We start from the raw sequence: 15,797 nt of genomic DNA on the forward strand, positions 1-15,797 counted from the left end.
AGGCTGGACAGCCGCTGACCCATCTCGCGACGGGATTTAGACAGCCAGACGCTTGCGACCCTTGGCGCGGCGCGCATTGATCACAGCGCGGCCGCCACGGGTTTTCATGCGGACCAAAAAGCCGTGGGTGCGAGCGCGACGAATTTTGGAGGGTTGGTATGTGCGTTTCATTTTGGAAATCCTAAGAGGCTAAAGCAGCTGATTGCTCCACGGAACAAGTGCCCGTGCCAAATCAACCGACGTTCGGTTTTCTCCTGAAATGTTCAGGGAACCGCAGATTATCGCAAATTTTTGTGACCAGCGGTTCACTACTACTTTCATCGATGCTCGCAACTGCCTGCCAGCAGCAAGATTTGCGGGTTGCCACGGGGTGTGGATAAGGCTTTGATAAATTAGAATACAGGGCACAACAATTTAAAACTATCCACACCAAGCTGACACCACATGACGCAGGGATCCCCACCGCAGCCAGACACCCACGAGGTCCTGGCCAGCCCCGATTTTTGGCAGACCTGCATCGAACAACTGGCGCAGGAGTTGCCTGACCAACAGTTCCAGACCTGGATCAAACCACTGACAGCACAGGTCTCTGACGACCTGTCTAAAGTCACGATTTTTGTCGCCAACCGTTTCAAGATGGACTGGATCCGGGCGCAATACAGCGCCCGCCTGGCCGCCCTGATGGAGCGCCTCACCGGGCAACCCGTCAGCATTGAACTGGCTTTGGCCGCACGTGAGCCGACCCCCAGGGCACCCCTGCTCGGTAAACCCGCCAATGCGCCGGGCCAGGCGGCCGCCCCCAGACCGGACAACAGCAACAGCAACGAGCCCCTCAAAAGCCGGCTCAATGCCGCGTTGACCTTTGACGCCCTGGTCGAGGGTAGTGCCAACCGCATGGCGCGCGCTGCAGCCATGCATGTGGCTGGTATGCCCGGCCATCTGTACAACCCACTGTTCATTTACGGCGGTGTCGGCTTGGGCAAAACCCATTTGATGCACGCTGTGGGTAACCAGCTGATCAGTGAGCGACCCAACGCCAAGGTGCTCTACATCCATGCCGAACAATTTGTGACCGATGTGGTGAAAGCCTACCAGCGCAAAGCGTTCGACGAGTTCAAAGAGCGTTACCACTCGCTGGACCTGCTGCTGATCGATGACGTGCAGTTTTTTGCAAACAAGGAACGCACCCAGGAAGAGTTTTTCAACGCCTTTGAGGCCTTGCTGGCCCGCAAATCACACATCGTGATGACCAGCGACACCTACCCCAAAGGCCTGGCCGACATCCACGAGCGACTCGTCTCGCGCTTTGATTCGGGTTTGACGGTGGCCATCGAGCCGCCCGAGCTGGAAATGCGGGTGGCGATTCTGATCAACAAGGCACATGCCGAAGGCATCGTGATGCCGGAAGAGGTGGCGTTTTTTGTCGCCAAGAATGTGCGCTCGAACGTGCGCGAGCTTGAAGGCGCCCTGCGCAAAATTCTGGCCTATTCACGCTTCAACCAGAAAGAGATCTCGATTGCGCTGGCACGCGAGGCGCTACGCGACCTTCTGTCGATCCAGAACAGGCAGATTTCTGTGGAAAACATCCAGAAAACGGTGGCCGACTACTACAAAATCAAGATCGCCGACATGTACTCCAAAAAGCGCCCGGCCAGCATCGCCCGGCCGCGCCAGATTGCCATGTACCTGGCCAAGGAGTTGACACAAAAGAGCCTGCCGGAAATCGGCGAGTTGTTTGGCGGGCGCGACCACACCACGGTGTTGCATGCGGTGCGAAAAATAGGGGGGGAACGCCAACAATTGACGGAGCTCAACCAGCAGTTGCACGTGCTGGAGCAGACCCTCAAAGGTTGAAACAAATGAGTGGGAAAATAGCCGCAACACATCGACCAATCCATTAGAAACAGACCGGAAGAAGACAACATGATTGTGATCAAAGACACCCAAAGTAAAGTGCTCTCCGTGCTGCAGGCAGTCTCCGGCATTGTGGAGCGGCGTCATACCCTGCCGATTCTGGCCAACATCATGCTGCGCAAAACCGGCGCCAGCGTGCAGCTCACCACCAGCGACCTCGAGATCCAGATCCGCACCACTGCCGATCTGGGCGGTGATACCGGCGACTTCACCACCACCGTGGGTGCGCGCAAACTCATCGACATCCTGCGCAGCATGCCCAGCGACCAGGTGGTGTCCCTTGAATCCAGCGCGGCCAAGCTGATCCTCAAAGGTGGCAAGAGCAAGTTCACACTGCAGACCATGCCCGCCGAAGACTTCCCGCTGGTGCAGGAGTCGGCCAACTTTGGCCCGGTGTTCAGCGTGCCGCAAAAGACTCTCAAGAACCTGCTCAGCCAGGTGTCTTTTGCCATGGCCGTGCACGACATCCGTTATTACCTCAACGGCATCCTGTTTGTGGCCGAAGGCCAGCAGCTGAGCCTGGTCTCCACCGACGGTCACCGCCTGGCGTTTGCCAGCGCCACGCTGGATGTGGAAGTGCCCAAACAAGAGGTGATCCTGCCGCGCAAGACGGTGCTGGAATTGCAGCGCCTGCTCAGTGATGCCGAAGGCGCCATCGAGATGCAGTTTGCCAACAACCAGGCCAAATTCAGCTTTGACGGCATGGAGTTTGTCACCAAGCTGGTGGAGGGCAAGTTCCCGGACTACAACCGCGTCATCCCGCGCAACCACCAAAACGGCATCACCCTGGGCCGTGCGGCGTTGCTGTCCACCCTGCAGCGCACCGCCATCCTGACCAGCGACAAGTTCAAGGGTGTGCGCCTGAACATCGACCCCGGCACCCTGCGTGTGGCCGCCAACAACGCCGAGCAGGAAGAAGCCGTGGACGAGCTGGACATCGACTACAGCGGTGACAGCATCGAAATTGGTTTCAACGTGACCTACCTGATTGATGCGCTGTCCAACATGAGCCAGGAGATGGTCAAGATTGAACTCTCCGACGGCAACAGTTCGGCCTTGCTGACCATTCCCGACAACGACACGTTCAAGTACGTGGTGATGCCCATGCGAATCTAGACGCACAGGCTGCACCCGTGCACCCCACCAAACCCGCGATGAGCAGCTTGTTCCTTGCGGGTTTGATGTTTCCAGACTCCCCCAAATTTACGATGTTTTGCGACAGCGCTGACCGCCAAAAGCCTGTCTAACCTGATCAAGAGTGTGTCATGACCGAAGAAAACAAGCCCATCCCTGCCCCTGAAGCCACCGACAGCGGGGTTCACACGGGTGAAGGCAGCGCTGACAGCTCCAACTATCAGCCCACCATCGACGCGCACCAGGCCGGCGCCTCCGAGGCCTACGGCGAAGGCTCGATCCAGATCCTCGAAGGCCTGGAAGCGGTGCGCAAACGCCCGGGCATGTACATCGGCGACACATCCGACGGCACCGGCCTGCACCACCTGGTGTTTGAGGTGGTGGACAACTCGATTGACGAGTCGCTGGCAGGCCATTGCGACGACATTCTGGTCACCATCCACGCCGACAACTCGGTGTCGGTGGTGGACAACGGGCGCGGTATCCCCACCGGCGTCAAGATGGACGACAAACACGAGCCCAAGCGATCGGCGGCCGAAATCGCGCTGACCGAGTTACACGCCGGTGGCAAGTTCAACCAGAACAGCTACAAGGTGTCTGGCGGCTTGCACGGTGTGGGTGTGAGTTGTGTCAATGCCCTCTCCAAAATGCTGCGCCTCACGGTGCGCCGCGATGGCAAAGTGCATGTGCTCGAATTCAGCAAGGGTTTTGTGCAAAACCGCATCACCGATGTGCAAGACGGCATCGAGGTCTCGCCGATGAAGGTCATTGGTGACACAGAACGCCGCGGTACCGAGGTGCACTTCTTGCCCGACACCGACATCTTCCAGCAAAACAACGACTTCCACTACGACGTGCTGGCCAAGCGCCTGCGCGAACTGAGCTTTTTGAACCACGGTGTGCGCATCCGCCTGAAAGACGAGCGCACCGGCAAAGAAGACGACTTTTCCGGCGCGGACGGCGTGCGTGGTTTTGTCAACTTCATCAACAAGGGCAAAACCATCCTCAACCCCAACATCTTCCACGCCCTGGGTGACCGCCAGAGTGACCAGAACACCAACATCGGTGTGGAAGTGGCGATGCAGTGGAACAGCGGCTACAACGAACAAGTGCTGTGTTTCACCAACAACATCCCCCAGCGTGATGGTGGCACCCACCTGACCGGCCTGCGTGCCGCCATGACCCGGGTCATCAACAAATACATCGACGACACCGAAATCGCCAAAAAAGCCAAGGTCGAAGTCACCGGCGACGACATGCGCGAAGGCCTGACCTGCGTGCTCTCAGTCAAGGTGCCCGAGCCCAAGTTCAGCAGCCAGACCAAGGACAAGCTGGTGTCATCGGAGGTGCGCGGCCCGGTGGAAGACATCGTCTCCAAGCTGCTGTACGACTACCTGCAAGAGCGCCCGGCCGACGCCAAGATCATCGTTGGCAAGATCATCGAAGCCGCGCGCGCCCGCGAAGCCGCCCGCAAAGCACGCGACATGACACGCCGCAAAGGTGTGCTTGACGGCATGGGCCTGCCCGGCAAACTGGCTGACTGCCAGGAAAAAGACCCAGCCATGTGCGAGATCTACATCGTCGAAGGGGACTCCGCCGGTGGCTCCGCTAAGCAGGGGCGTGACCGCAAGTTCCAGGCGATCCTGCCGCTGCGCGGCAAGATCCTGAATGTGGAAAAAGCGCGCTACGAAAAACTGCTGACCAGCAACGAAATCCTGACCCTGATCACCGCTCTAGGCACCGGCATTGGCAAAGCAGGGGGCAGCACTGGCAACGACGACTTTGACGTGGCCAAGCTGCGTTACCACCGCATCATCATCATGACCGATGCCGACGTGGACGGCGCCCACATCCGCACCCTGCTGCTGACCTTCTTCTACCGCCAGATGCCCGAGCTGGTGGAGCGTGGCCACATCTACATCGCCCAGCCGCCGCTGTACAAGGTCAAGGCCGGGCGCGAAGAGCTGTACCTGCAAGGCCCGACCGACCTGGACAACTTCCTGCTGCGTGTGGCCCTGGTGAACGCCACCGTCCACACCGGTGGTGAGGCCAACACATCGCTCACGGGTGACACCCTGACCGAGCTGGCACGCAAACACCAGGTGGCGCAGACCGTGATTGCCCGCCTGGGTAACTTCATGGATGTGTCGGCCCTGCGCGCCATTGCCGACGGCGTGGCGCTCAACCTCGACACCGTGGCCGATGCCGAAGTCTCTGCCGCCGCGATGCAGGCCTTCTTGCCCGATGCCGAGGTGGCCGGGGAGTTTGACGCGCGCACCGACAAACCGATTCTGCGCATCAGCCGCCGCTTACATGGCAACATCAAGAGCAGCGTGCTCACACAAGACTTTGTCCACGGCGCGGACTACGGTGCGCTGGCCGAAGCCGCCAAAACCTTCAAGGGCTTGCTGGGCGTAGGCGCCAAGGTCACACGTGGCGAAGGCGAGCGCCAAAAAGAGCAAAAAGTGGCGGATTTCCGCGAAGCCATGGACTGGCTCATCACCCAGGCCGAAGGCGCCACCAGCCGCCAGCGCTACAAAGGGCTGGGCGAAATGAACCCCGAACAGCTGTGGGAAACCACCATGGACCCGGCCGTGCGCACCTTGCTGCGGGTGCAGATTGACGACGCGATCGAGGCCGACAAGGTGTTCACCATGCTGATGGGTGATGAAGTAGAGCCAAGGCGAGAATTTATCGAAACCAACGCGCTGCGGGCGGGCAACATCGATATTTAATGTCGTTGTTGGGCAAGTATTGTGGCGCTCTGTCGTCGGCAATTACTGGCAACGGCAGGCCCATTACTCCTGTTGCTGACGAGGCCCAGGGGCGTGATGGCTGCCAGTTTGGCGGCGTCTGCGCCTCACCCTAAGCTGCTCACAACACGGGACGACTGGTCTTCTCTGGACACACGTCGCCGGGCAGATCCTGATCTGGATCGCTTGGCAACGACCTTGCTGGATCGGGCGCGCAAGGACATCGGTCTTGCGCCGTTGGCGCGTCAGCTGGAGGGCCGTCGGCTTCTGGGTGTCTCCCGGGAATTCATCCGCCGCAGCCTGCAGTGGGCCTTTGCCTACCGGGTGACTGGTGAACCAGTGTTCTTTGACCGCGCACGGCAGGAAATGCTCAACGTGGCCAGCTTCAGCGACTGGCACCCAGCGCATTACCTCGATGTTGCTGAAATGACGGCCGGCATGGCCTTGGCCTATGACTGGCTTTGGGATGACTTGACGACTGCAGACCGCGCCACCCTACGCGGCGCCATCATCGACAAAGGCATCACACAAGCCCGGCATGGCCATTCAACCTTCAAGGCCAAAAACAACTGGAATCAGGTCTGTATTGGCGGCATGGCGCTTGGCGCGCTCGCGGTAGAAGAGGACCAGGCTTCGCTGGCGACAGACCTTCTTGCTGCGGCCAAACGAGATGTCTCCATTGGTCTGCATGCCTACCGTCCCGACGGCGTTTACCCCGAAGGCCCGGGGTATTGGGACTACGGAACCTGCTATTCGGTGTTGCTCATCGCAGCCCTGCGCACCGCCAAGGGCACCGATTGGGACATTCTGAGTGCGCCAGGCTTCAAGCGCAGTGCAGAGTTTTATGCCCACGCGATTGGCCCATCGGGCAAAACCTTTGATTTTGCAGACAGCAATGAAGGACCGGGATTCCCCTGTGCTTTGGTGTATCTGGCGCGCGAACTGGCGCAACCTGCCCTGCTGACCGCGATGCGGCAGATGATCCGGGCCAAGCGGGGTATGTCTGACCGTTTTGCACCCTTGTCCGCACTCTGGTGGCCCATGGAAACAGCCGGAAAGGTCTCTCCAACGGACTTTTCCGGTCAAGGCGACCAGCCCGTGGCGATCTGGCGCTCGTCCTGGACAGACCCCAACGCCTTGTGGCTGGCGATCAAGGCGGGGGGTGCCGCGCACAACCATGCGCACATGGATGCCGGTAGCTTTGTGCTGGATCTGGACGGCGTCAGATGGGTCAAAGACCTGGGCATGCAGGACTACAACAGCTTGGAGTCCCGAGGCATCGACCTGTGGAACATGAAGCAAAACGCCAGCCGCTGGCAAGTGTTCAGACTGTCAGCGCAAGCCCACAACACGCTGACACTCCAGGGGCAGCCGCACAACGCCACGGGCATGGCGAGTTTGCGGATGCTTGAAGCGCGCGAAGCGCTGATCGACCTCACCCCCGCGCTGCTTCCCGGCCAAGTCAAACAGGCCACGCGCCGCGTCCGCTTCATGGACGATGCGGTGCTTTTGAGTGACGAGATTCAAGGCGCACAGGCTGGCTCCCTGGTCCGATGGGCCATCAACACCGAGGCCGAGGTCCACATCGACGGCCACCGGGTGTTTCTCTCACAAAAAGGTAAGCGCCTGGCCATACAGTTTGAAGGCACCGGACTGCAGTTGGAGGTGACGGACATCTCCGCCCCCCAGCGGGACTATGACGCGCCCAACCCCAATGTCAGGCAATTAACCGTCACAGGGCAAGCAGCGGCAGATGGCAGCTGGAAACTGAGCACCACATTTTCCCGCGCTTGATGGGTGAGGGGAGGCTGTGGGCCATGGGTTTGAGGGGGCAGCGTTGTCGGCCCAGGTCCGAAATGACTTGTGGCCGACTGGGCTAATCCTTGTTCCCAAAAATTCTTGAGAACTCCCGGTGTTTAGCCTCGCGCCAAGTGTCTGTCATGTCGTTGTTGCGCTCCAGCGCGTCATAAATCTGCCGAACCAGATCGTTGTCGACGATCTTTGCCGTGCGAAGCTTGGCCAGCAACTCGAACCCATGCCACACCTTGAGCCCAGCATCTGCGGCCAGGGTGTGCATGCCCAGGTCATCGGTCACAACAATGGCTCCCTTAACCTGACCATAAGCCAGCAACCAGCAATCCGTGGCTCCCGGCGGTGAACGACCCGTTGTGTATTTGGCAACGTCCAGCTGAACCGTCCCCAGCAGCACCTCCTGCACCAGCTTCAAGTCCTGCTTTTCTGCTGCGTTGAGCCGGGTTTGCTTGGCCAGTCGCTCTTGCACAAATTCAGGTTCGTCAAACCACGGGTTCAGAAACCGCAACCGTGCATTGCGATACACCTCGTCCTCTACCGCTTTCAGAATCACCAACACATAAGGTACCTGCCCGAACTCTCGCCCTACCGCCGGGCGTATGCGCTTTGCCAGACGCAGGTAGGTATTGGTGTCGAGCAGGACCTGGGTTGTCACCGAATCAATTCCTTATGCAGTGCGACTGCATCCTGCATCGGAATATCCATCACCTGTTGAATATAGCCAGGACCCGTTTGCCGTTCACTCACCATGCGCCGCAAGGCCTGAAAGAACGGACTCTTGAACTGCTTTTCTGCCGCCGCCACGTAAACCGACGGCTCAGGCGGCAACGGAGCGAACAGCAGCTCACTGATCAGCTTTCCGCGCTGCGCGTTGCGAATGGCATGCACCTCGATGGCTTGGTGCTTTAAGGGCAGCAGACCGTTGGCTGTGGCAAAACGGTTGGTTTCACTGAACACGCTGAACAGCGAGATGCCATGCTCGGCTGCAAAGGTTTGCAATACCTTCGATTCATTGGCCTTGCTGCCGCCGGACACCTTTTCATACACGGTGCGCGCCAACTCCACAGGAAACAACAACGCGCCTGCAAACGCATCGGCAAAGTCCTCACCCTCTTCTTTGCCAGCCAAATCAGGGGTGAACACATGCGCCAGTTCATGCGCCATCCAGAACTTGAAATCCTCCAGATACGTGTCCAAGTTCAGCAAAACAAAAGTCACGCGCTCTTTTGGCAGCAGGATATGCAGCGCATTTTTATGGTTTTGCTGGCTGCCCCACATCACAGGCACAACCACAGCGCCGTTTTCCACAAACTCACCCAACAGATGCTCGTAATGCAACACAGCACCCTGCGTCAAACCCAGAGTCGCTCGCACCTGCGCAGCAACTGACTGCAAAGCGGCGTAATCAAGATTGGGGGGACTGATCAACTGTCGGCGTAACTGCGGCAGAGTTGGCAAAAATGGAACCAACCCCTTGAGCAAGGCGCCCATTGCCATGGCATTGGAAACATGCGCATCGGTTGTTTTGGCCCCCGCCTTTTTGCGGAACGCCACCACCGGCTGTTCGGCTTGGGGCAACTGCACCAGGTCGGCAAACCCCAGCTTCAGGGTGGTTGCCAGCTTGAGCAGCTTGTCAGGGCGCGGGAAATCCGTGCCCTTCATCCAGTTGGTCACCGCCTGACCGGTAACACCAAGCTGCGCGGCCAGTTCCTTCTGGGTCCAGCCAAGCTTCTGGATGGCAGATTTAACGTTGTCACTGTGGATAACTTTGTGCATAAGCAGCAGATTATCGGTGCAAAACGCCGTAAATCAAGTTTAATCAAGCTAATGCCAGGGGCTTTCATGCTCTATGCCACATCCTGCAGCCGCACATGCGGGCCGCGCTCAGAACGTGATCACCTTGTCCGCTTGCAGCGTCCAGTCGGCCAGCTCTGGCAGCGTGCCAATGCAGACGCCGGGAATCAGCGGCAGCTCTGCTAGGCCACGCGCCAGGGCGCAGGTGCGGCACAGCTTGATGGGCACACCCTCACTCACCAGCAGTTCCATCAGGCCCTGCAGGCCATTGCCACTGCCGTCCACCTGATGGGGCAAACCGGCCACAACGGCGTCGGACATCAAAAACAGACGAAGCTCCGGCCGGTCACCCTCCCGCCCGACCAGCGCGGTAGCCAGCCGCAGGGCCGAAAGACAGCGCTCGCTGCCATAAGGCGCTGCGTGGACGATGATGAGGATGTTTTGCATGGTGTTCCTCCACAGTTGCGGGGTTCAGAAGTGTGGTCTCGGATGCTTGGGCAAAAGTAGGCGTCGGCTAGGTGACGACGGGTTCGCCAGCACCCACACTGTCCACCAGTGCCTCGGCCAGCTGGGCCTGGGTGGATTGGCTGGCCGACAGGCGGGCGCGTAACTCGGCGCACAGCTGGCGCAGTTGGGTGACTCGGGTGACGATACGGGCCAATTCGTTCAGTGGCGGGAGCGGAATGAGTAACGAACTAAGAATTTCGAGGTTGATGTTCTTCTGAGCAGTAGCAGGGGCAAATGCCAGCAAGTCAGCTTTTGCCGTTTCCACAAACAACAAGAAGTACTCGACATTGCCCATTGCGCGCGCAGGCACAAAGCCTACGACGCTGTCAGGGAAGCAACTGTCGAAACCGAGGGTGGCCGACTCCGCAATATTGGCAGCGATCGTGATGCACAGCGTTCCCTTCGGCCACATTCGACTTTGTTCAAGCCCAAGGTCGCTGTAGTAAGAGTGGACTTCCTGAACAACGCCCTTGGCGCGCGAAACCTCTCCGGTTTGGATGAGTGGGTACTTCGGTGGATTGAATAAGGCGGGGTCGTTGCGTGGTCGGTGCTTGGACTTGCCTCGACCAAACTCTCCAAGTTCCGGAAACCGCGCCCAACACCACCCCGGCGGCAAGGCAAACGGCTGGTCGTCCTCGGCAATCGGCGGCAGGGGTTTGTCGCGTTTGATCTTGCCTTCGGCGATGAGTTTGTCTTTTTCGGCGCGGATTTTTTGCAGCAGGGCGCTGGCGGGTTCGTCTTGCGGGTCTTGGGGGACGATCAGGCCGCGCACGGCGAGTTGCAGGATGGTCTGCTCCAGCGCGTCGACGGCTTGGGGTCGGTCGAGCAGCAGGTCGAAGTGACTGGCCACACGTTGCCAGTTCTCGGCCAGTTGGGCGGGGGTGTCGCTGTCGGTCAACGCGCCGAGCAGGGTGGCAACCAGTTGGGCGTGCTGTGCGGCTTCGAGCTGGCCTTTGGCCTCCAGCGCGTCGCACAGCCGCATGAGTTCTTCGACGCGGGTGACGATGCGGGATTGTTCGACGAGGGGTGGGAGGCCGATAACCGTTGCAATGACTTTTTCGCGCGAAATATTGGGTTGTGCTCCTCCTGCACCGATGCTGATGAAATATGGCTTCAACGCCTTCATGAGCAAAAGCAAATACGCGCTGGATAAGCCCGCGAAAGGCGTGCAAGCACAGACAGCTTGGTTAGTCGTAGCGACTACGGAAAGGATTGAGGTTTTACCAATGGTCGCCCCGTACATGGCGATCAGTACATCACCAACTTGATTTAATCGGAGCGAGCAGTCACGCAATGCTGCGTCGGTGACTGTCTCTTCTGAGTCTGAAATGAAGTCGGCAGTTAATTCACCAGACTTGAACCACGGAATTTTTCCGCCGTAGTAATTGCTGTTGGTTCTGGATGGCGTGGCACCCGCGCCCCAATCACCAAGATTGCCTAGACGTGCCCATTCCCAGTTACTCGGCAAGACGAACCCGCATTCGTTGTCGTCAATTGGGTCAAGCGGTTTTGAGCGTCGGATTTTCTTGGCAACGATCAGCCCGTCTTTTTCCGCTCCCATCCTCTTCAGCAGTTCACTCGCGGGCTCGTCATTCAGGTCTTGCGGCACCAGTTTGCCCTGCACCGCCAGCGTCAGGATCAGCTCACGCAGCCGCGACACACCGCCCGGGGCGGTGGCCAGAAAATCCAGATTTGATAGCAACATGCCCATATTCAATAAGGGCTAGAGAGTGATTTTGCTAAAATATTGCGCAACTCGTCGCGCAGGGCCTGGGCCTCGGCTTGCAGGCGGCTGTAGTCGGCCAGCAGCTGCGCCGGGTCGTGGCTGACCACGTCCACCGCGTGCGGGTTTTTCTGGTCCAGGTTGTAGTTGGTCGCTTTGATCTGGTCGATGCTGACCTTCCAGGCGCGTTCGTTTTCTTGCCTGGCGGCAAAACCGTCTGCCTCTGTGCCCCACCAGGCTTTCTCGGCATCAAACTCTTCGATACGGATGGGTTTGGTCTTGTTGTAGGTCTTGACCCCCGCCGGGTACGGGTGCTCGTAGTACCAGACTTCTTTGGTGGGAGTGCCTTTGGTGAAAAACAGCAGATTGGTCTTGATGCCGGTGTAGGGCGCAAACACGCCGTTGGGCAGGCGCACGATGGTGTGCAAGTTGCATTCTTGGAGAAGCTGCTCCTTGATGCGGGTTTTGACACCTTCACCAAACAGGGTGCCGTCGGGCAGCACCAGCGCGGCGCGGCCATGGGTTTTGAGGATGTGTTTGATCAGCACCAGGAACAAATCCGCGGTTTCTTTGGTGCGCACATCGGCCGGAAAGCCTTGCTCGATGCCCGGCTCTTCGACACCGCCAAAGGGCGGGTTGGTCAGCACCACGTCCACGCGGTCGGCCTGGGTGACTTCACGCAGCGGGCGCGCCAGGGTGTTGCCGTGCTGGATGAGGCTGGGCACCTCGATGCCGTGCAGCATCAGGTTGGTAACACACAGCATGTGGGGCAGCTGCTTTTTCTCGACACCGGTGATGCTTATCTGCAGCGTGGCTTCTTGCTCGGTGTTGTGAACTTGCTGGCGCAGGTGTTCAATGGCGCAGACCAGAAAGCCGCCGGTGCCGGTGGCGGGGTCAAGCACCTTCTCACCCAGGCGCGGGTTGACCATGTCGACCATGAACTGGGTGACGGCGCGCGGGGTGTAGAACTCGCCCGCGTTACCGGCGCTTTGCAGGTCTTTGAGGATTTTTTCGTACAGGTCGTTGAACTGGTGGCGCTCGGCCTGGCGGTTGAAGTTGATGGCGTTGAGCTTGTTGATAACCTGGCGCAGCAGGTGGCCGCTTTTCATGTAGTTGTAGGCGTCTTCAAACACACCGCGCACCACGTAACCACGCGGGTTGCGCCGGGCGTCACCACTCAGGCTTTTCAGGGTGCCAAAGAGTTCGTTGTTGACAAAGCTCAGCAGCACGTCGCCGGTCATGCCCTCGGCGTCCTGCGCCCAGTTGCGCCAGCGCATGGATTCGGGGATGGGGCTTTGGTAGTGGTCGCGGGTGAGTTCAAGCTCTTCTTCGAGCGCGTCAAACACTTTGAGGAACAAGAGCCAGGTGAGTTGCGAGATACGTTGCGCGTCGCCGTCGACGCCGCTGTCTTGGCGCATCACGTCCTGGATGGATTTGATGACGCTGGAGAGGTTGGACATGGGTTGTTGTGGTTTTATATGGAAAATCGGGCTCCAGCCCTTTTATCACAAGGGTTGATAGCTACCAAAGCAATAGTATTTTGACAGGTCTCTGGGCGCTCATGCCGGTGGCTGACCGGTGGTGTACAGCGCCTGCTCCAGCGTCGCCAGGGCGCCCAGGTATTGGGCGCGCCCACCAAAGCTGCGGATGAGTTCGCTGGCGCTGCCCATCTGGGTGAAGGGTTGGACCTTGAACACGTCGTTGCTCTCGATGGTGGTGATGCCTTCGTCGGCGTATTTGTCGAGCAGGGCGTCCAGCACCTTGCGCGCCACCGGGCCGTATTGGGTGAACAGGTTGCGCTTTTTGACGCGGCTGGCCCGCTCGCGCCGGGTGATCGGCGGCTGGTTGTAGGCCACGTGGAGTAACAGGTCAAACGGGTCGAGGTTGGTCAAGCCGCTGCTGGCCAGTTCTTCGGCCAGCGCGTCGATCAGCACACCTTGGTTTTCCAGCTCGGAGATCAGGGCGGCTTTGCGTTCGGCGTCAGTCCAGGCTTGCAGGAACTGGTCGAGTGAGTCAAACCGCTTGGCCAGGTTGATGCGGGTGTAGTCGCGCAGGCTCTCGGTGATGAGTTTGCCCTGGGCGTTGAGGTATTGCACCCGCTCACGCGCCACGGCCACCGTGACCATACCGCCCACGATGTATTTTTTGGGTTCGTCCGTGCCGCCGGGGGCAAAGGGACCCAGCGGGTCGTTGGGCGCAGGCGCCCCAGCCGGGTCAACACCTTCTGCGGGCAGCGCGGGGGCAGCAGGCTCGGGCGGGTTGATGGGGTCACCGGCCTGAGGCTCGTAAATCTGCACCGGCTCACCGTCAAAGGCGGGGTCGGCAAAGTTGTCGGTAGCGCGTTTGAAGTCGAGGATGGTGAACCAGGTTTTGCCCAAATCCTCACGCAGGCGGGTGCCCCGGCCAATGATCTGCTTGAACAGGGTCATGGACTGGATGTTCTGGTCCAGCACAATGAGTTTGCAGGTTTGGGCATCGACACCAGTGCTCATCAGGCGCGAGGTGGTGGCGATCACTGGGTAAAGCTTCTCGGGGTCGATGAAGTTGTCGAGCTGGGCTTTGCCCTGCGGGTTGTCGCCGGTGATCTGCACCACGTAGTTGGGCTGTGTAGCGCAAAGGTCGGCATTGGCATTGCTCAGCGCCTGGCGCATGCGCGCGGCGTGGTCGATGTCTTCACAAAAGACGATGGTTTTGGCGTAACGGTCGGTGGCGCGGAGGTATTCGGTGATCTTGGTCGCCACCACTTCGTCGCGTTTTTCGAGCACCAGCTTGCGGTTCATGTCGGGGCCGGTGTAGATGCGGTCTTCGATCAGGTGGCCGAGTTTGTCTGTCATGCCATCCGTGGGGCGCCAGCCAAAGGTGTCTTTGTCCAGGTCCACACGGATGACCTTGTAGGGCGCCAGGTACCCGTCCTCAATGCCTTGTTTGAGGCTGTAGGTGTAGATCGGCTCACCAAAGTAGTCGCTGTTGGAGATGTCTTTGGTTTCCTTGGGTGTGGCGGTCAGGCCAATCTGCGTGGCGCTGCTGAAATAGGAGAGGATTTCGCGCCAGGCCGAGTCTTCGGCGGCGCTACCGCGGTGGCATTCGTCCACCACGATCAGATCGAAAAAGTCTGGCGAGAACTGTTTGTAGATGTTGCTGTCTTCATCCGTGCCGCTGACGGCTTGGTACAGCGAGAGGTAAATCTCGTATGACTTGTTGACTTCTTTGGTGCTCTTGTTGACTGCCAACTCCAGGTCTTCGATGGAGACCTGACCTTGCGCATCGACCCGCTCGATGCCCTTGGCATTGGGGCTGAGTTTGGCCATGGCGCCCTTGAAGGGCCGGAAGTCGTTGACCATGGTCTGGTCAACCAGGATGTTGCGGTCGGCCAGGAACAGGATGCGCTTTTGGCCCTTGGCCTTGTCGGCACGCCAATCGGACTTCCAGAGCCGGTGGATGATCTGGAACGCGGTGTAGGTTTTGCCGGTGCCGGTGGCCATGACCAGCAGCACCCGGTGCTGCCCGGCGGCAATGGCTTCGACCGTGCGGTTGATGGCCGTCAGCTGGTAATAACGCGGTACCTTGGCAGGGGCGTACGGGGTTTCGGCCACACGCTGTACCGCAGGTGCCCAGCCTTTCCAGGCGCAGTAGCGGCGCCACAGTTCTTGCGGGCTGGGAAATTCGTCCAGGCCAATGGTTTGCTCCGGCACGCCGGTGGCACAGGTGGCGTCACGAAAGACAAAACCCTCGCCATTGCTGGCAAAACTGAATGGCACGTCGAGCAACTGGGCGTACTGGATGGCCTGCTGCATGCCCGCATTGACGGATAGCCGGGCTTGTTTGACCTCAACCACAGCCAGCGGGATATTGGCTTTGAAAAACAGCGCGTAGTCGGCGCGCAGCACGGTGTTTTGGTCGCGACGGGCGGTTTTGCCACGCACCACCACGCGGCCGTCGCGCAAGGGGTATTGCGCGTAGATCTGGTCCAGCGTGTGCCAGCCAGCAGCGACCAAAGCCGGACGCACGAACTTGTCGCAAATGTCGCTCTCGGAGAGTGATTTTTTGTCCATGCCGCCGAATCGTCCCTGATTGGTTGCGGTCACCCACTGGGGATTCTCAGCGGTGGTTCAGTGGACGATTTTGCCACTCAGGCAGCCCGGCCTGGCTGGGCCTGGCGC

At 59.3% G+C, this 15,797-nt stretch carries 11 protein-coding genes; 4 read left to right on the forward strand and 7 right to left on the reverse strand.

The features are described 5' to 3' along the window. Positions 1-36 precede the first annotated feature (36 nt). Positions 37-171 (reverse strand): 50S ribosomal protein L34, encoded by a 135-nt coding sequence (gene rpmH / locus KKO72_RS01525; RefSeq protein WP_006299042.1) that lies wholly within the window; start codon positions 169-171, stop codon positions 37-39. 273 nt (positions 172-444) lie between these two features. Here rpmH and dnaA point away from each other — a divergent pair, with 273 nt between their 5' ends. The 4 genes from dnaA (at position 445) to KKO72_RS01545 (ending at position 7,595) form a co-directional block, all read left to right on the forward strand. Then, positions 445-1,854, forward strand: coding sequence for a chromosomal replication initiator protein DnaA (gene dnaA / locus KKO72_RS01530; protein ID WP_214934795.1), 1,410 nt, complete (start codon positions 445-447; stop codon positions 1,852-1,854). A 69-nt stretch (positions 1,855-1,923) separates the two neighbouring features. Then, positions 1,924-3,030 (forward strand): DNA polymerase III subunit beta, encoded by a 1,107-nt coding sequence (gene dnaN, locus KKO72_RS01535; RefSeq protein ID WP_180126010.1) that lies wholly within the window; start codon positions 1,924-1,926, stop codon positions 3,028-3,030. A gap of 149 nt (positions 3,031-3,179) precedes the next feature. Further along, positions 3,180-5,783 (forward strand): DNA topoisomerase (ATP-hydrolyzing) subunit B, encoded by a 2,604-nt coding sequence (gene gyrB / locus KKO72_RS01540; protein WP_214934797.1) that lies wholly within the window; start codon positions 3,180-3,182, stop codon positions 5,781-5,783. 204 nt (positions 5,784-5,987) lie between these two features. Then, positions 5,988-7,595: a heparinase II/III family protein gene (locus KKO72_RS01545; RefSeq protein WP_214934799.1), complete on the forward strand. Its 1,608-nt coding sequence runs from the start codon at positions 5,988-5,990 to the stop codon at positions 7,593-7,595. 82 nt (positions 7,596-7,677) lie between these two features. On the opposite strand, the gene KKO72_RS01550 is transcribed toward KKO72_RS01545, so the two are convergent. The 6 genes from KKO72_RS01550 to hsdR all read right to left on the reverse strand — a co-directional run bounded on the left by KKO72_RS01550 (position 7,678) and on the right by hsdR (position 15,689). Further along, the gene (locus tag KKO72_RS01550; RefSeq protein ID WP_214934801.1) at positions 7,678-8,268 is read right to left on the reverse strand and encodes a hypothetical protein; all 591 of its coding nucleotides are present in this window, start codon (positions 8,266-8,268) and stop codon (positions 7,678-7,680) included. Beyond that, positions 8,265-9,389: an XRE family transcriptional regulator gene (locus KKO72_RS01555; RefSeq protein ID WP_214934803.1), complete on the reverse strand. Its 1,125-nt coding sequence runs from the start codon at positions 9,387-9,389 to the stop codon at positions 8,265-8,267. Before KKO72_RS01555 ends, KKO72_RS01550 begins: the two co-directional genes overlap by 4 nt. Positions 9,390-9,497: 108 nt before the next feature. Then, a complete protein-coding gene (locus KKO72_RS01560; RefSeq protein ID WP_214934805.1) occupies positions 9,498-9,854 on the reverse strand; it encodes a DsrE/DsrF/TusD sulfur relay family protein in 357 nt (118 codons plus the stop codon). Between the two features lie 67 nt (positions 9,855-9,921). Continuing rightward, positions 9,922-11,619, reverse strand: a complete 1,698-nt coding sequence (locus tag KKO72_RS01565; RefSeq protein ID WP_214934807.1) for a restriction endonuclease subunit S — start codon at positions 11,617-11,619, stop codon at positions 9,922-9,924. 8 nt (positions 11,620-11,627) lie between these two features. Beyond that, positions 11,628-13,097 (reverse strand): class I SAM-dependent DNA methyltransferase, encoded by a 1,470-nt coding sequence (locus tag KKO72_RS01570; protein WP_214934809.1) that lies wholly within the window; start codon positions 13,095-13,097, stop codon positions 11,628-11,630. Positions 13,098-13,196: 99 nt separating this feature from the next. Continuing rightward, entirely contained in the window at positions 13,197-15,689 is a 2,493-nt protein-coding gene (gene hsdR, locus KKO72_RS01575) for an EcoAI/FtnUII family type I restriction enzme subunit R (protein WP_214934811.1), read from the reverse strand. Positions 15,690-15,797 lie beyond the last annotated feature (108 nt).

Origin of the sequence: Rhodoferax sp. U11-2br, from assembly GCF_018619435.1 — a bacterium.
Lineage (GTDB): Bacteria > Pseudomonadota > Gammaproteobacteria > Burkholderiales > Burkholderiaceae_C > Rhodoferax.